This is a genomic window from Bacillus sp. AFS023182 (genome assembly GCF_002560575.1).
Taxonomy (GTDB): Bacteria; Bacillota; Bacilli; order Bacillales; family Bacillaceae_G; genus Bacillus_A; species Bacillus_A arachidis.
The window spans coordinates 90814-107363 of sequence record NZ_NTRO01000004.1; the positions used below are offsets into that span (position 1 = coordinate 90814).

Genomic DNA, 16550 nt, shown 5'->3' on the forward strand with positions numbered 1-16550 from the left:
GGAGGGAAATAAGAATGCGTGTGAATATTACTCTAGCATGTACAGAATGCGGAGATCGTAACTATATCTCAAAGAAAAATAAACGTAACAACACGGAGCGCCTTGAGCTTAAAAAGTATTGCAAGCGTGACAAGAAGTCTACGTTACACCGTGAAACAAAGTAAGCAGTAGGAATATTTCCTACTGTTTCTTTTTTTTGGCAGCTCTTATAGAAAAGTGATGATACACGAAAAAAATGATAAACTGTTCACAAGAACGTAATTCATTTTGCGATAATTTAAAAACGAGTAAGGATTACTTTATAGGGGGAAGAGCGTGTGAAAGAGGAGAAGGTACGTTTACGTAAGAAAATAGTAGAAAAAATGAATTCTTTATCGAAAGAACAGCACAAAACTTTATCAGAACAAATCGTATTTTCTTTATATAAACAAAAAGAGTGGAGAGAAGCGAAAACAATCGGAATTACTCTTTCGATGGAACATGAGGTTAATACATATGTAATTATCGAACAAGCATGGCGAGAAGGAAAAAAAGTCGTTGTTCCAAAGTGTAATCGAGAGACAAGAACAATGATCTTTCGTCAAATAACAAATTTTGATCAATTAGAAACAGTGTATATGAACTTGCGTGAACCCATTCCTGCGCTAACAGTAGAATCAGAAGCAAATGAAATTGATCTTCTTTTTGTACCTGGAGTTGCATATACAAGACGAGGAGAACGTATTGGATACGGCGGTGGTTATTATGATCGCTATTTGTTGCAGTATGAAGGGAAAACGCTATCATTAGCTTTTGATTTTCAACTTGTAAGTTATATTCCAACAGAGCCATTTGATCAAAATGTACAAAAAATTATTACAGAAAAAGAAACAATTGTTCAAAATGAACTTGTATAGACAAATAAAAATTGACGAGGCTTTTTCTTGTTGATTATAATAAAATATGTGAACGTTTTCTTATTATATTTCCATAATAAGTGGGCATAGAGGGTGATAAAATGATATCAATTTATGATATTCAGCAATTGCTAAAAAAATTTGGAACAATCATTTACACAGGTGATCGAATCGCTGATTTACAATTAATGCAAGATGAGTTGCGGGAATTAAATCAATCACAGCTGATTGAGCCAAAAGACTATCAAACAGCTTTATTTTTATTGAAGCAAGAGATTCAAAAAGAAATGAGCAAGAATTAGATAAAGGTAGGTTAGCAAATATGGAAGAAAAGTGGTTAGTTGGTGTTGACCTTGGTGGGACAACGATTAAATTAGCATTTATTAATGTGTACGGTGAAATTTTACATAAGTGGGAAATCCCAACGAATACAAGTGAGCAAGGCAAACATATTACATTAGATGTAGCGAAAGCAATTGATAAAAAGTTAGAAGAATTAGAAGAATTAAAGAGCAAGTTAATTGGTATTGGTATGGGTGCGCCTGGGCCAGTGCATGTCGCTTCTGGTATGATTTATGAAGCAGTTAATTTAGGTTGGAAAAACTATCCATTAAAAGATTTATTAGAAGTAGAAACAGGCTTACCTGTTGTAGTTGATAATGATGCAAATTTAGCAGCGCTTGGTGAAATGTGGAAAGGTGCCGGTGAGGGAGCGAAAGATCTTGTTTGTATGACACTTGGAACTGGCGTTGGCGGCGGTGTAATTGCAAACGGTGAAATTGTGCACGGTGTAAGTGGTGCTGCTGGTGAGATCGGACATATTACAGTCGTAACAGAAAATGCATTTCCTTGTAACTGTGGAAAATCTGGATGTTTAGAAACAGTGGCTTCAGCAACAGGTATCGTACGTGTTGCTATGCAAAAATTACAAAATACAGATGAACCAAGTGTACTTCGTTCAATGTTAGAAGAAGAGGGACGTATTACATCTAAAGATGTATTTGAAGCACTTGGAAAAGGTGATGCTTTAGCGGAACAAGTTGTAGAAAAAGTAGCTTCTTATTTAGGATTAGCTGTAGCGAATCTTTCTAGTACGCTAAATCCAGAAAAGATTGTAATTGGCGGCGGTGTATCTAAAGCTGGTGATGCATTGTTACAACCAATTCAGCGCTATTTTAAACAGTATGCATTTTCACGTGCTGCTAAGAGCACGAAGTTAGCGATCGCAAGGCTTGGTAATGATGCTGGTGTAATCGGCGGAGCTTGGCTTGTGAAGAAGTATAAATATGAAGTTATGAAATAAAGAATAGAATCAGTGAGGCTGAATGAAAATTAAGATGAGGCTACTGATGTTTATATGATAATGAGAAGAGGAAGGGGGAGTCCCTTCCTCTTTTTATGCAAAATCTTGATGGAGAATAGAACTGTAAGTGAATTAATGAGCTGGTGGGTATCCGCTATTAAGGACAGTCATAAACGTAAACCATCCGAAAACAAGTACAGTTGCAACAGCGAAGCCGCCTGCAAGTAGATTTTTTTCACGTAACGTTCTAAGGGTGGCGAATACAGCTAACAGAGTGACTAGCGCAAAAATAATAACAAGACCCATATATGATCCCCCTCTGCTCTCTCATTCTTTCGTTTGAGTTTTTGAAATATTTGTTCTTTTTTATTGTACATGTTTTAGAAATGATTGTCGAGATAGCACCGTTTCTTTTCCTGAGGGGAAGAAATGTTGTATCATAAAAGTAAGTTTAACAACTGGAGGAGATTTAAAAATGAAATGGATACAAATGCCGTTAGGACCATTACAAACAAATGCCTATATTTTAATCAATGATCAAAAAGAGTGTATTATTTTTGATCCAGGTAGTGAAGGAGAGAAGCTTGTAACGTATTTACAAGAAGAACAATTAAAGCCGCTTGCAGTTTTATTAACGCATGCTCATTTTGATCATATTGGTGCAGTCGATGAAGTGAGGGAGGCTTTTCATATCCCGGTATATGTACATAAAGAGGAAGCAGATTGGTTAGGAGATGCGACTGTCAATGGTTCACAAATTTTTATGATGAATCGAAGCATTACAGCAAAACCTGCTGATCAAATCATTAAAGGAGAAGGAACTTTAACAATTGGATCTTTTACATTTGAAATGTTTGAGACGCCAGGGCATTCTCCGGGTAGTATTTCATATTATTGTAAAGAGGCAAATGCTATATTTTCAGGAGATGTACTATTCCAAATGAGTATTGGTCGAACAGATTTACCAGGTGGAAGTTTTGCAGAATTAATTGGGAGCATTGAAGAAAAATTATTTGTACTGCCAGATGATACAGCGGTATTATGTGGACATGGACCAGAAACAAATATCGGTTTCGAAAAAGAAAATAATCCATTTTTACAATAAGGAGCTATACGGGGATGGAGTTCGTTTTAAGAAAATGGATGGAAAAAGAAAAGGATTATTCGATTTCATATAGTACATATATGAACCTTGCACTATATGATGAAGATTGCGGATATTATATGAAAGAACGTGAGAAAATCGGAAGGAATGGTGACTTTTTTACAAGTAGTAATATTTCTTCTGTATTTGCAAAGACATTTGCACGTTTTTTTATCCGTCTTGTTGAAAATGGAGAAATCCCTCCAAATATTTGTGAAATTGGTGGAGGAACAGGAAGATTTGCTTATGCTGTTTTACAAGAATGGAAACACCTCTCTCCAGAGACTTTTATAGAGTTACGGTATTCTATCGTTGAAGTAAGTTCTTTCCATAGAAAAGTACAAAAACATCAACTTGATTCATTTTCAAATGTTTCGCAGTACAAATCCTATGAGGAGTTAGGTGAGTCTTTTACAGGAGTTGTTTTTTCAAATGAATTGTTTGATGCATTTCCTGTTGAAGTAGTTGAGAAGCGAGATAGTATTTTGTATGAAGTACGAATAACGTATACAGATGAAGGAAAACTTACAGAAGTATTAAGGCCGATAGAAGAAAGAGTAAGTAGTTACCTTCAAAGGCGTCATATTCAACTTTCTGATAGGCAGCGATTTGAGGTACCAATAGCAATGGAAACTTATTTGCAAGAAGTTGCAAAATGGTTCGAGGAAGGCTTATTTATCACAGTTGATTATGGATATACGAAGGCGGAGTGGATGCATCCTGCTCACCATGAAGGGAGTATAAGGGGGTATTATAACCATAGGCTCATTCGAAATCCTTTGAAGTATCCAGGAGAAATGGATATAACAGCACATATTCATTGGGATGAATTGAAAGAAATAGGAGAAGAGAGTGCTCTGCATACAGTGTGGCATACGAAACAAAGGGAGTTTTTACTTGCGGCAGGTATATTAGAACAACTTGCTATTCATCAAGATTCCGACCCTTTTTCTGAGAAACAGAAGCAAAATCGGGCGATTCGTTCAATGATTTTACATGGAGGGATGAGTGATGCTTTTGATGTTGTTATACAAAAAAAAGGAATGTCACATTTTGATTTAAAGCAGTACTTACATATATAGAAAAAACAAGACACAGAATTATTCTGCGTCTTGTTTTTTGATACGACTTTAGGATATGTAGTATTGTATATTTTCTCTCATGATATATATTTATATTAAAGATATGAGATAGAAAATATAGAATACGCCCTTTTTGTTTGGTTACCTCTAACCTAGTAATACACGAACAAGTTGAATGATTGTTTCATTCTCTACTTTGTAGTAAATTTCCAATCCTTTTCTTTCACTAGAAACAATTTTAGCACTTTTTAATTTTGCTAAATGCTGTGAAATTGTGGATTGTGGCATATTTAAGCCTGTGTACATTGTCGAAACATTGCTCGGACCGCGTTCGATTAATCCTTTTACAATACATAAACGAACAGGATGAGCAAGAACCTTCAATAATTCTGCATTATTTTCGTATAGTTCCAATTCCTTTTGAAAGGTTTCTAACATGTTTTTTCCACCTCCATGCGAGCTGTTATACCCATACTATACATACCAAAAATCTAAAGAAAAGAAAATAGTTGTTGCAAAAAAAATGTTCTACAGTAAAGAAATTGTAAGAAAAGAGACCAGGGTGTAAATAACTTTGCTAAATTTGTACGTTTTGTAACACGATGTTTTTTGTTGAAAATCACAATATGTTTGAAGATACAGATACATTTATAACACGATTTTATCATGAATTTTTTGTTCTTTCAAATGAATATACAAAATTTTTAAAATAATAAGAAAAAGGATTTTGTATGTTTTTATAGAATGTAATTCTGGATGAAATGAAGGTATAGAATAACATAGTTTAAAAAAACATTTTCATTTCCCTAGAGGTTTACTTAAAACGATAAGTGGTGATGATATATGAATGGTGTATTATCTTAATTTGTAAATCATTGGTATCATAATAATAAATATAAAAGGATAGACCAAGTGGCTGTGATATGCTTGATCTATCCTTTTCTTTATTTCAATGTTGAATGAAAACTGTTTGAATAAAAATTTCTTATGCATTCACAGGTTCTTCTACATAAGAAAGAGCGTTGTCAAAATCGGCAATTAAATCATCTATATTTTCAAGGCCAACTGATAAACGGAGCAATGAATTAGAAATACCTCTTTCATCACGTGCTTTTTGTGATAATGCGGCATGTGACATTTTTGCGGGATAGGAGAGGATGGATTCTACAGCTCCTAAACTTACTGCAAATACAGGCAGTTTGACTTGGGATAAGAATTGTCGCAAAGCATCTTCAGATTGCAGCGTGAAAGATAAAACAGCACCGGCAGATTGTGCTTGTGACTGTTGTATGTCATAGCCTAGGTGTGATTCTAATCCAGGATAATACACATTCTGAATTTTTGAGTGCTTTTGTAAGTAATGAGCAATTTTATTGGCATTTGTTGCTGAGTGTTCAAGACGTACGTGTAATGTTTTCAAACCACGAAGAACGAGAGAGCAATCTTGTGGTCCTAATATAGCACCAAATGCATTTTGCAAGAAGCCCAGTTTTTTAGCGAGTTCTTCATCTTTAACAACTGCTAACCCAGCTGTAACATCACTATGCCCAGCAATAAACTTTGTCGCGCTGTGGAGTACAATATCCGCTCCGAGTTCAAGTGGTTTTTGAAATAGTGGTGTTAAAAATGTGTTATCAACAAAAGTAAGAGCCCCAGCAGATTTCGCTAATTCACAAACCGCACGAATGTTAGTTACTTTTAATAAAGGATTGGATGGTGTTTCAATGTAAAATACTTTTGTATTCGGTTTAATATTTTGTTTGACTGCCTCTAAATTTGTCATGTCAACGAATGTATGTGAAACACCGTAACGAGAGAGGACCTCTGTTACAATACGATACGTTCCTCCATATACATCTTCTGAAATGAGAACATGATCGCCTTGTGAGAGAAGTAGAAAAGCAGTAGAAATCGCTGCAATTCCAGATGCGAAGGCAAATCCTTTTGTTCCCCCTTCTAATAAAGCAATGATGTCTTCAAGTGCATCACGAGTTGGATTCCCAGAGCGACTGTAGTCGTATTTTCCAAAGGTATCTACATCAAATTGATGAAATGTTGATGTATTATAAATAGGAACGTTAACAGCTCCTGTTTGTGAATCATGTTTATATTGGTTATGAAGTAAGAGTGTATCTAATGAATAACTCATATTCTCACACCTTCTTTTACATGTTTAATAGCTTGTTTCAAGTCTTGAATTAAATCATCTCCGTTTTCGATGCCGACGGAGAAACGGAGGAGACGATTACATACACCACGTGCTGTACGTACTTCCTCTGGGATATCTGCATGTGTTTGTGTTGCTGGATATGTCATTAAACTTTCAACCCCGCCAAGACTTTCTGCAAATGTAATTAATGATAAAGATTGTAAGAAAGAATTTATCCATTTCTCATCAAGAAGACGAAACGAAATCATGCCGCCTCTTCCTGGATAAAAAACATCGGTTACACCCTCTTCGTCGTTTAAATAAGAAACGATTTTCTTTGCGTTTTCTTCATGTTGTTTCATACGAAGAGCCAACGTTTTCATACCACGAATTAATAACCACGAATCAAATGGGCTTAATACAGCACCAGAGGCGTTATGATAGTGGGCAAGTTCTTCGCAAAGTGCCTGACCTTTTGCAACAACAAGGCCACTTAGTACATCATTATGACCACCTAAATACTTTGTCGCACTGTGAAGTACGATGTCTGCGCCTTTCGTCAATGGTTGTTGTATGTAGGGTGTATAAAAAGTATTATCAACAATCAAAAGGACCCCATGTTGTTTTGCAACGGCTGCGACAGCTGCAATGTCGGTTACTTGCATTAATGGATTGGTTGGTGTTTCTATGAAAATAGCTTTTGTTTGAGAAGAGATAGCTTTTTCTATCTGTTTTATAGATTGTGTATCTACGTATCTACATCGAATATTCCATTTTTCTTCATGTTCCGAAAATAAACGATAGGTTCCTCCATATAAATCTTCTGATATGATAAGTTCATCTCCAGAGCGGAATAAGGAAAGAATAAGAAGAACAGCTGCCATTCCAGAGCTACAGGCATAGCCTTGTTGACCTTCTTCTAAATCAGCAATTGCGCGTTCTAAAAGACCGCGCGTTGGATTTCCTGTTCGTGAATAATCAAAACCTGTTGATTTTCCAATTCCTTCATGGCGATAAGCGGTGGAAAAGTAAACGGGTGGGTTAACTGTTCCTGTTGTAGTTTCGCTTCGATTTCCAATTTGGGCTAGTTTTGTTTCGATTGTTGACATGTGAAATGCCTCCTTTATAAAGTGAAAAATTAATCAGCGGGATAAAAATAAAAAAGCCTTCTAAGAAGAAGGCTTTCATGCGAATATAGTCTTCTTCTTATCTTTCAAATTTGTTTACAATTTGCTGGAATTAGCACCTTATTAACGAACGTGTTAATGGTTGCTGAGGTGTCGTAGGGCCAGTCCCTCTACCTCTCTAGATAAGAATAGTTTGTATGAAATTTTATTATGCTTTTTACTTTACAACAAAAGATAATTGAATTGCAACTTAATTTTAAATATTTTTTATTTTTTAATTAATTACATTGACTTTCAGTTTATCCCATGCTAAGTTTATTAGAAAATTAACAAAGATTGTTAAAAGGTACACGTATTTCCTTTAAAAATAGATTAATAATAAAGAAAAACTCTTATTGAGAGCGGTGGAGGGACTGGCCCTGTGAAACCCGGCAACCTTCAAACGAAATGTTTGAAACGGTGCTAATACCTGCAAAACAATTCGTTTTGCATGATAAGAGGAGGATTCATGATGTCCCCCTCTTCAAGGTGAAGAGGGGTTTTTATATTGATAGAAAAGAGGGAGATAGGTGAAAATTCTAGATTTATTATCGAAAGGAATTGTTATTGGTGATGGTGCAATTGGCACATTATTACATTCTCATGGTTTGCAAAGTAGTTTTGAGGAACTAAACTTATCTGATCCAGATCTTATTATATCTATTCATAAACAATATGTAGCTGCTGGAGCAGATCTTATTCAAACAAATACATATGGTGCAAATGAGGCGAAATTGCGTATGTATGGTTTAGAAAACCGGGTCGCCCAAATTAATAAAGCCGCAGTCAAACTTGCAAAAGCGGCTGTGACAGACAAGAATGCAATTTTAGGGACGATTGGTGGTATGAAGCATATCGGAGCCGTCACAACGACTGATATGGAACGAGAGTTTATGCTACTTGAACAGGCCGGGGCATTATTAGAAGAAAAGGTTGATGGATTATTATTAGAAACCTTTTATGATGAATTTGAATTGTTACATGCCGTAAAAGTACTACGAAAACAAACAGATATTCCAATTATTGCACAGCTGGCGCTTCATGAAGCAGGAACAACACAAAATGGAAATGATGTAAATGAAGTATTAAAACAGCTTTTAGATTACGGTGCGAATGTAGTCGGATTAAATTGTCAGTTAGGCCCGCTTCATATGACGGAAGCTTTTAAAATGATATCGATTCCGAAAAATGGTTATTTATCAGCTTATCCAAATGCGGGCCTTCCAAACTATGTAGAAGGACGATACGTATATGAAGGAAGCCCTGCTTATTTTGAAGAGATGACACCGAAATTTATTGAACAAGGTATTCGTTTGCTCGGAGGGTGTTGTGGCACAACACCAGCACATATCGAAAGGATGAAGCGTGCGATTGCGAATGTAACGCCTGTTACAGAAAAACAAATTGTTCAAAAACAACAAGTGGTTCATATGCAAACAAAACGTGCTAGCACTCATGTTACTCTTGCAGAAAAAGCGAAGAAGCAAACAACAGTGGTTGTTGAATTGGACCCTCCAAAAACATTGGATACACAGCGTTTTTTTGAGGGAGCAAGGGCATTGAAAAGAGCAGGAGCAGATGTGATTACGTTAGCAGATAATTCGTTAGCATCTCCGCGTATTTCAAATATGGCAATGGGAGCATTATTAACGAAGCATGATATTCCGGTGCTAATGCATTTAACGTGTCGTGATCATAATGTCATTGGTTTACAATCACATTTACTTGGTTTATCAGCTTTAGGAATGGAAGAAGTGCTAGCCTTAACGGGTGATCCGGCGCGAGTTGGGGATTTTCCAGGAGCGACTTCTGTATATGATTTGTCTTCTATTGAATTAATAAAAATGATTAAAGAAATGAATGATGGCCGATCCATATTAGGGAAATCTATTGGTCCTGCGACAAGATTTTCTGTTGGAGGAGCTTTTAATCCACATGTAAGGCATTTAAAAGCAGCGGTGAAGCGGATGGAGAGAAAAATCGCAGCGGGTGCAGAATATTTTTTAACACAGCCTATTTACGATGTAGCTTTAATTGAAGAGGTGTATGAGGCAACAAAACATTTAGAACAACCGATTTTTATTGGAATTATGCCTTTAGTGAGCAAACGAAATGCTGATTTTCTTCATTTTGAAGTACCGGGTATTACTCTACCTGAGGAAGTAAGGCAGCGAATGGATGGGCATGAAACACAAGGAGCTGCAGTTGAAGAAGGAATTCGCATTTCACAAGAATTAATTGATGCTGCGATGAAATACTTTAACGGCATTTATCTCATTACACCATTTTTGAAATATGAAATTACAGAAAATCTTGTGAAGTATGTGAAAGAAAAGCAAGAAATGAAAGAGGGAATCTATTGATGAGACTGATAGAAGAGAGATTACAACATGATATTTTAATATTAGATGGTGCGATGGGAACGATGATTCAGCAGGCGGATTTAACTGCTGAAGATTTTGGCGGAGAAGAATATGAAGGGTGTAATGAATACTTAGTAAAAACAAGGCCAGATGTGATTTTAGGTATCCATAAAGCTTATATTGAAGCTGGTGCGGATATTATTGAAACAAATACGTTTGGTGCTACAAATATTGTATTACATGATTACGAGTTATCTCATTTAGATGAAGAGTTGAATGAAAGAGCAGCCCAGCTAGCAAAGCAAGCTGTAAGTGAGAGTGGTAAAGAAGTATATGTAGCCGGTGCGATGGGACCAACGACAAAAGCAATTAGTGTAACGGGTGGTGTAACATTTAATGAATTAATTGAAGCATATACGAGACAAGCACGAGGATTATTGCGGGGCGGCGTTGATGTGTTGCTTGTTGAGACGAGTCAAGATATGCGTAATGTAAAAGCGGCGTATTTAGGGATCCAGCAAGCATTTACAGAAGTGAATTATACTGTTCCTCTTATGATTTCAGGAACCATTGAACCGATGGGAACAACATTAGCGGGACAAACGATAGAGGCATTCTATTTATCAGTTGAGCATATGAAACCATTGTCTGTCGGATTAAACTGTGCTACAGGCCCGGAATTTATGCGAGAACATATCCGTTCTTTGTCGGATCTTTCGGAGTGTTATATTTCTTGCTATCCAAATGCTGGTCTTCCAGACGAGGATGGACATTATCATGAGTCACCGACTTCACTTGCAGAAAAGGTGAAACAGTTTGTTGAAGAAGGGTGGATTAATATTATTGGCGGTTGTTGCGGGACAACACCTAATCATATAAGAGCAATTAAATCTTCACTCGAGTCTCTTAAACCACGCGAGAACCATGAGCGGGAGGGGCATGGGATTAGTGGTTTAGAAGCATTGCAATATGATGATTCTATGAGGCCGTTATTTGTTGGAGAGAGAACAAATGTTATTGGATCAAGAAAGTTTAAACGATTAGTAGCTGAAGGGAGTTTTGAAGAGGCTGCTGAAATTGCGAGGGCGCAAGTGAAGAAAAATGCTCATATTATTGATATCTGCATGGCAGATCCAGATCGTGATGAAGTGGAAGATATGGAGAATTTTTTGGCAGAAGCAACGAAAGTATTAAAAGTTCCGATTATGGTAGATTCAACGGATGAGAATGTTATGGAAAAAGCTCTTACGTATATACAAGGCAAGGGTGTTATTAACTCTATTAATTTAGAAAACGGAGAGGAGCGTTTTGAGAAAGTGACGCCGCTTCTCCGGAAATATGGTGCAGCAATTGTAGTTGGGACGATTGATGAAGAGGGCATGGCAGTTAGTGCAGAAAGAAAGTTAGAAATCGCAAAAAGAAGTTATGAATTATTAACGAAGAAATACGGTATACGTCCCTCGGATATTATTTTCGATGCACTCGTTTTTCCAGTTGGAACTGGTGATGAAGAATATATTGGATCGGCAGCAGCGACGATAGAAGGAATTCGTCTTATTAAAGAAGCGCTGCCAGAATGTTTAACGATTTTAGGAGTAAGTAATATATCGTTTGGTTTACCGCCAGCGGGTCGTGAGGTGTTAAACTCGGTCTTTTTATATCATGCAACAAAGGCTGGGCTTGATTATGCTATCGTGAATACTGAAAAGCTAGAGCGCTATGCATCAATTCCAGATGAGGAAAAGGAAATAGCAGATGCACTATTATTCGAAACAACGAAAGAAACTCTAGAAGAATTTACGAATTTTTACCGAGTTGCCAAGAAAAAAGAAGTGATTATACAAGAAACATTAACGCTTGATGAAAGATTAGCAAATTACATTGTAGAAGGAACGAAGCAGGGCTTACATGAAGATTTAAGTCTTGCGCTAACAGAAGGAAGAAAACCACTTGATCTTATTAACGGTCCACTTATGACCGGGATGGATGAAGTAGGTCGTTTATTTAATAACAATGAGCTTATCGTTGCTGAAGTATTACAAAGTGCTGAAAGTATGAAAGCCGCTGTTGCATATTTAGAGACTTATATGGAATCTAGTGATAGTGCGAAAAAAGGAAAAGTATTGTTAGCAACTGTAAAAGGAGACGTACATGATATTGGCAAAAACCTTGTAGAAATTATTTTATCGAATAACGGCTATGAAATTGTTAATTTAGGAATCAATGTACGCTCCGATCGCATTGTTCAAGAAGTGAAAGAAAAGAAGCCAGATATTATCGGACTTTCGGGATTATTAGTAAAATCGGCACAACAAATGGTAGCAACTGCCGAAGATTTACAAGCGGCAAATATTGATATTCCAATTGTTGTAGGTGGTGCAGCATTGACGAGAAAGTTTACAGATAATCGTATTTCACCTTCTTATAATGGACTTGTGTTATATGCAAGCGATGCAATGATAGGGCTTGACCTTATCAATCGATTACAAAAAGAAGAAGAACGAGAAAAAATGAAGCAGGATAAAAAAAATCGCCGTATTCATGTTGTGAAACAAGAGGAGAAAAAAGTGGAGATACCAGTTGGTATTGAACCGTTGCCACGAGCGAAAGTCAGGGTGCCAGACTCAACAAAGCGGGTCGTACTTCGTGATATTCCAGTTTCACACCTTGCACCATTTTTAAATAGACAAATGTTAATTGGTCATCATCTTGGTTTAAAAGGAAATGTGAAAAAGTTATTAAAAGAAGGTGATAAGAGGGCACATGAATTAAACGATTTAATTGATGAGTTATTGCAAGAAGGACAGTCCTGGCTAAAGCCAAAAGTTGTGTATCAATTCTTCCCTGCTCAAAGTGACAGACAAACTATTATTATTTATGATCCAGAAGACCATACACGTGTACTAGAGCGTTTTTCATTCCCAAGACAAGGAAAAGCACCGTACCGTACATTAGGAGATTATTTACGTCCTATTGGTGATGAAATGGATTATGTCGCCTTTTTATCTGTTACAGTTGGACAAGGTGTTCGAGAAATCGCGGAGGAGTGGAAAGAGAAGGGGGATTATTTACGCAGTCACGCTATTCAATCATTAGCGCTGGAACTAGCAGAGGGACTTGCTGAAAAAACACATATGTTGATTCGTGACCGCTTTGGAATTCCGGATTCACCGGAGATGACGATGGAAGAACGATTTCGTACGAAATATCAAGGGATTCGCGTTTCTTTTGGTTATCCAGCTTGTCCAGAACTTGCTGATCAAGAAAAACTATTTCGTTTAATTCAGCCAGAGGAAATCGGAATCTCACTAACAGAAGGATTTATGATGGAACCTGAAGCATCTGTAACGGCAATGGTATTTGCTCACCCCGAAGCACGATATTTTAGTGTACTATAGTGTAGAAGGGGGAGAGGTATGAAAAGAATAGTCTTTACAGGCGGTGGTTCAGCTGGACATGTGACGCCCAATTTAGCAATTATTCCACATTTGCAAGAAAAGAATTGGGATATTTCTTATATTGGTTCTCATCAAGGAATTGAAAAAGCGATTATAGAGAACGAAGGAATCCCATACTATGGGATAGCAAGCGGAAAGTTGCGCCGTTATTTTGATTTGAAAAATATAAAAGATCCTTTTCTTGTTATGAAGGGTGTCATGGATTCTTATATACGAATACGAAAATTAAAACCGGATGTTATTTTTTCAAAGGGTGGTTTTGTATCTGTACCAGTAGTGATTGGTGGGTGGTTAAATCGTGTACCAGTTTTGCTACACGAGTCTGATATGACACCAGGGTTAGCGAATAAAATTGTACTCCGCTTTGCTTCGAAAATATTTGTTACATTTGAGGAAGCTGCGAAGCATTTGCCGAAAGAAAAGGTTGTTTATACAGGTTCACCCGTGAGAGAAGAAGTGCTACGTGGAAATCGTGAAAAAGGATTGAACTTTCTTGGATTCCATACTAGAAAACCGGTCATCATGGTTATGGGAGGAAGTCTAGGGGCAAAGAAAATCAATGAGGCAGTACGAGAAGCATTGCCACAGCTCCTTAAAATTTATCAAGTTGTTCACCTATGTGGAAAAGGAAATTTAGATGGGAAGTTACAAGGTATAGAAGGGTATAGGCAATTTGAATATGTGCAGGATGAATTACCAGATGTATTAGGGGCAACGGATTTTGTCATCTCACGTGCTGGATCAAATGCGATTTTTGAATTTTTAACATTGCAAAAGCCAATGATTTTAATTCCACTACCGAAAACTGCAAGTCGCGGTGATCAAATTTTGAATGCACAATCGTTTGAAAGACAAGGGTATGCATCCGTTTTATATGAAGAAAATGTAACAGTGACATCTCTTATAAAACAGATAGAAAGTTTAAATCGTAATTATGAGAAGTATAAAAAAGAATTAAAAAAATATAGTGGAAAAGAAGCAGTGCAGACTATTGTGAAATATATTGAGGAGGCATGATTTTAAAAAAATCATGCCTTTTTAAATAGAATGAAAGGTTCGAAGAATTATTGTATTTATGGTACAATAACAGAGATTTAATAGGGGAATTTCAGTTCTTTGAGCGTGAAAATACGAATGGATTAGGAGTGACTGTGTTGGAGCTGAGTCTCTATGAAAATGCTGCTCTGATTATATGTTTTGTTTTGTATGTTGGTAGTGTTATTGTTTACATTTCAAGAAAATTTTCACAAGAACGAAACTTAGAGAAATCAGAAATAACAGCTGAGTTAGAAATGTTAGCTGATGAAAGTGATAAAAAACAAAAAATAAGAGAAAATCATGAGGTGCCCCACCACTTAAACGTAAAATAAGTTTTAAAGGTGGGGATTTCTTTTGGCGAAATCCTTCTATATTTATTATTATGAACGCTAAAAAAGAGTTTCCCTTTAGGTTTATAAAGGTAAGGGGTTAATTAAGGTGAATTTCTATATAGCATCGAGTTTTCAAAATAAACATCTTGTTCAATTTGTAGCGAGTAAACTGAAAGAAATAGGATGGCACCCTACATATGATTGGACTCAAAATGAAAGAGCAACGAATAGGAAACAATTACAGAAGATTGGTCAAGCAGAAAGACAGGCAATTCAAGCTGCGGATGTTTTTCTGCTTTTACTAGATGGAGGAAATGGTAGCCATATAGAACTTGGTATGGCAATTGCTTTAGAAAAGAAAGTCTATCTGTATCATAAAAATAATCTGCTACAAACAACGTTTTACCATTTACCAGAAGTAAAGATTTTTGAGGGGGATGTGGCGGGATTTGTATCCTACGTTATGAATCAAGGTGATGTATAACGCAGATTTCGAATACGATATACGATAATTTTAAAATATTTCAAAACTGGGAACAATGAAAGCTGTTGGAATAGCCATTAATGTGTAAGGCTTCTCTTCTATCCAAGAATTTGAGAAGATGTAATTAAACAGCGAAAGAGAAAAGTAATTAAAGGATATATTTAAAAATAAAGGAGTTATGAATATGAAACTAGAACGAGGATGGGAAACAAACTTCTTAGAAGTTGTACAAACAAGTGCATTCAAAAAAGGTGCGCTGCGTAGCCAGTTACTTTGTGTGGATGGGGAAGAAGTAGAAGAACTTGCAGACGATTACGGGTATGACGAAATTGTAAATCGTGAACATGATGAAGAGCTTGCAGAGATTTTAGGAGAAGAACTTTTTAGTGAAATGGAACGTCACGTATTCTTATCTTCGCAACCTGAGGAAAAGCTCATTTCATTTGTAAATGGATTAGGATTTCATATTCTAGATTGGATCGTTCTCCTTGAAACAGAATTTGGTATAGATAGTGCAATATTTACATCTGATGCAGTAAAAATGATCGAAAAGCGTTTTAGACAGTTCCCATATATAGAAGATAAGACAATTTTTGATATGACAATTGGAGAAGCAATGAATGCATTAGAGTCTGTGACGAGTTTACAATTGAAAGAGAAGATGAATATACAATAATGAAAATAAAAAAGAACGTGAGATGATCACGTTCTTTTTTACATAATAATTACTTTGTCAGTTAATTTTTTTTGTCCTGTAAGAAGTGCATTCAAATACTCGACTTTTCGTATACAAGATTGAATGTGTTTTTCAACTTCTTGTAACTCTGCTTGGTGGTGCGTTTCAATCGGATGAATTTGCACGTTAAACTTTTCAAATTGACTACTATATGTGATTTCTGCATAGCCGCTCATGATATCTGTTTGATTATGAAATAGAAATTGTTTTGCTTCTTCACAGTATGTTACATCTTGAAATCCATATGATTTTAATGCTTCGATTACTTTTGTAATAATTGTTATATCCATTTTTCTCCCTCTTTGCGAAGTTCTGCTTTTCTATTATAACATGAAAATGGCAAAAGAAAGCGTTTTCAATTGCTTGTTTGCATATTTTTTACATATAATTTATCAAAAT

General features: G+C 36.2%; 17 protein-coding genes and 2 riboswitches. Of the genes, 12 read left to right on the plus strand and 5 right to left on the minus strand.

Annotated features, from left to right (window positions below; genetic code table 11):
* Positions 1-14: 14 nt before the first annotated feature.
* From rpmG to CN288_RS02130, 4 genes are all read left to right on the plus strand, one after another.
* A complete protein-coding gene (gene rpmG, locus CN288_RS02115; protein WP_001265618.1) occupies positions 15-164 on the plus strand; it encodes a 50S ribosomal protein L33 in 150 nt (49 codons plus the stop codon).
* A gap of 153 nt (positions 165-317) precedes the next feature.
* Positions 318-896 (plus strand): 5-formyltetrahydrofolate cyclo-ligase, encoded by a 579-nt coding sequence (locus CN288_RS02120; protein ID WP_026589924.1) that lies wholly within the window; start codon positions 318-320, stop codon positions 894-896.
* Positions 897-997: 101 nt separating this feature from the next.
* A complete protein-coding gene (locus tag CN288_RS02125) occupies positions 998-1198 on the plus strand; it encodes a YqgQ family protein (RefSeq protein ID WP_016116335.1) in 201 nt (66 codons plus the stop codon).
* Positions 1199-1218: 20 nt separating this feature from the next.
* Entirely contained in the window at positions 1219-2199 is a 981-nt protein-coding gene (locus CN288_RS02130; RefSeq protein ID WP_026589925.1) for an ROK family glucokinase, read from the plus strand.
* Positions 2200-2331: 132 nt separating this feature from the next.
* Here CN288_RS02130 and CN288_RS02135 read toward each other — a convergent pair whose 3' ends face one another.
* Complete coding sequence (locus CN288_RS02135; RefSeq protein ID WP_026589926.1) at positions 2332-2505, minus strand: DUF2759 domain-containing protein; 174 nt, start codon at positions 2503-2505, stop codon at positions 2332-2334.
* 169 nt (positions 2506-2674) lie between these two features.
* Between CN288_RS02135 and CN288_RS02140 the strand changes: the two genes are divergently transcribed.
* Both CN288_RS02140 and CN288_RS02145 read left to right on the plus strand, forming a co-directional pair.
* Positions 2675-3304, plus strand: a complete 630-nt coding sequence (locus tag CN288_RS02140; RefSeq protein WP_026589927.1) for an MBL fold metallo-hydrolase — start codon at positions 2675-2677, stop codon at positions 3302-3304.
* A gap of 14 nt (positions 3305-3318) precedes the next feature.
* On the plus strand, positions 3319-4425 hold the full coding sequence (locus CN288_RS02145) for a class I SAM-dependent methyltransferase (protein WP_026589928.1): 1107 nt from the start codon (positions 3319-3321) through the stop codon (positions 4423-4425).
* A 147-nt stretch (positions 4426-4572) separates the two neighbouring features.
* On the opposite strand, the gene CN288_RS02150 is transcribed toward CN288_RS02145, so the two are convergent.
* The 3 genes from CN288_RS02150 to CN288_RS02165 all read right to left on the minus strand — a co-directional run bounded on the left by CN288_RS02150 (position 4573) and on the right by CN288_RS02165 (position 7683).
* On the minus strand, positions 4573-4863 hold the full coding sequence (locus CN288_RS02150; RefSeq protein WP_000894376.1) for an ArsR/SmtB family transcription factor: 291 nt from the start codon (positions 4861-4863) through the stop codon (positions 4573-4575).
* Between the two features lie 547 nt (positions 4864-5410).
* Positions 5411-6574: a cystathionine beta-lyase gene (metC, locus tag CN288_RS02160; protein ID WP_026589929.1), complete on the minus strand. Its 1164-nt coding sequence runs from the start codon at positions 6572-6574 to the stop codon at positions 5411-5413.
* On the minus strand, positions 6571-7683 hold the full coding sequence (locus tag CN288_RS02165; protein WP_026589930.1) for a methionine biosynthesis PLP-dependent protein: 1113 nt from the start codon (positions 7681-7683) through the stop codon (positions 6571-6573). The genes metC and CN288_RS02165 overlap by 4 nt, the downstream gene beginning before the upstream one ends.
* A gap of 94 nt (positions 7684-7777) precedes the next feature.
* Positions 7778-7890: riboswitch (SAM riboswitch) on the minus strand.
* A gap of 200 nt (positions 7891-8090) precedes the next feature.
* Positions 8091-8201: riboswitch (SAM riboswitch) on the plus strand.
* A gap of 69 nt (positions 8202-8270) precedes the next feature.
* On the opposite strand from CN288_RS02165, the gene CN288_RS02170 reads away from it, so the two are divergent.
* The 6 genes from CN288_RS02170 (at position 8271) to CN288_RS02195 (ending at position 16091) form a co-directional block, all read left to right on the plus strand.
* The gene (locus CN288_RS02170) at positions 8271-10103 is read left to right on the plus strand and encodes a bifunctional homocysteine S-methyltransferase/methylenetetrahydrofolate reductase (RefSeq protein WP_026589931.1); all 1833 of its coding nucleotides are present in this window, start codon (positions 8271-8273) and stop codon (positions 10101-10103) included.
* Positions 10103-13501 (plus strand): methionine synthase, encoded by a 3399-nt coding sequence (gene metH, locus CN288_RS02175; RefSeq protein ID WP_026589932.1) that lies wholly within the window; start codon positions 10103-10105, stop codon positions 13499-13501. Before CN288_RS02170 ends, metH begins: the two co-directional genes overlap by 1 nt.
* A gap of 18 nt (positions 13502-13519) precedes the next feature.
* A complete protein-coding gene (locus CN288_RS02180) occupies positions 13520-14578 on the plus strand; it encodes an undecaprenyldiphospho-muramoylpentapeptide beta-N-acetylglucosaminyltransferase (protein ID WP_098301771.1) in 1059 nt (352 codons plus the stop codon).
* Positions 14579-14628: 50 nt separating this feature from the next.
* Positions 14629-14931 (plus strand): DUF3966 domain-containing protein, encoded by a 303-nt coding sequence (locus CN288_RS02185; protein WP_090687494.1) that lies wholly within the window; start codon positions 14629-14631, stop codon positions 14929-14931.
* 106 nt (positions 14932-15037) lie between these two features.
* On the plus strand, positions 15038-15415 hold the full coding sequence (locus CN288_RS02190) for a nucleoside 2-deoxyribosyltransferase (RefSeq protein WP_098301772.1): 378 nt from the start codon (positions 15038-15040) through the stop codon (positions 15413-15415).
* Between the two features lie 184 nt (positions 15416-15599).
* Positions 15600-16091: a hypothetical protein gene (locus CN288_RS02195; RefSeq protein WP_026589936.1), complete on the plus strand. Its 492-nt coding sequence runs from the start codon at positions 15600-15602 to the stop codon at positions 16089-16091.
* A gap of 38 nt (positions 16092-16129) precedes the next feature.
* Here the strand turns inward: CN288_RS02195 and CN288_RS02200 are convergent, their stop codons facing one another.
* On the minus strand, positions 16130-16441 hold the full coding sequence (locus CN288_RS02200) for a hypothetical protein (RefSeq protein WP_026589937.1): 312 nt from the start codon (positions 16439-16441) through the stop codon (positions 16130-16132).
* Between the last annotated feature and the right edge of the window lie 109 nt (positions 16442-16550).

Bases quoted from the DNA above. Each gene is read 5' to 3' on its own strand.
- rpmG (WP_001265618.1), top strand. From the start codon at position 15: ATGCGTGTGAATATTACTCTAGCATGTACAGAATGCGGAGATCGTAAC.
- CN288_RS02125 (WP_016116335.1), top strand. From the start codon at position 998: ATGATATCAATTTATGATATTCAGCAATTGCTAAAAAAATTTGGAACA.
- CN288_RS02130 (WP_026589925.1), top strand. From the start codon at position 1,219: ATGGAAGAAAAGTGGTTAGTTGGTGTTGACCTTGGTGGGACAACGATT.
- CN288_RS02135 (WP_026589926.1), bottom strand. From the start codon at position 2,505: ATGGGTCTTGTTATTATTTTTGCGCTAGTCACTCTGTTAGCTGTATTC.
- CN288_RS02140 (WP_026589927.1), top strand. From the start codon at position 2,675: ATGAAATGGATACAAATGCCGTTAGGACCATTACAAACAAATGCCTAT.
- CN288_RS02145 (WP_026589928.1), top strand. From the start codon at position 3,319: ATGGAGTTCGTTTTAAGAAAATGGATGGAAAAAGAAAAGGATTATTCG.
- CN288_RS02150 (WP_000894376.1), bottom strand. From the start codon at position 4,863: ATGTTAGAAACCTTTCAAAAGGAATTGGAACTATACGAAAATAATGCA.
- metC (WP_026589929.1), bottom strand. From the start codon at position 6,574: ATGAGTTATTCATTAGATACACTCTTACTTCATAACCAATATAAACAT.
- CN288_RS02165 (WP_026589930.1), bottom strand. From the start codon at position 7,683: ATGTCAACAATCGAAACAAAACTAGCCCAAATTGGAAATCGAAGCGAA.
- metH (WP_026589932.1), top strand. From the start codon at position 10,103: ATGAGACTGATAGAAGAGAGATTACAACATGATATTTTAATATTAGAT.
- CN288_RS02180 (WP_098301771.1), top strand. From the start codon at position 13,520: ATGAAAAGAATAGTCTTTACAGGCGGTGGTTCAGCTGGACATGTGACG.
- CN288_RS02195 (WP_026589936.1), top strand. From the start codon at position 15,600: ATGAAACTAGAACGAGGATGGGAAACAAACTTCTTAGAAGTTGTACAA.
- CN288_RS02200 (WP_026589937.1), bottom strand. From the start codon at position 16,441: ATGGATATAACAATTATTACAAAAGTAATCGAAGCATTAAAATCATAT.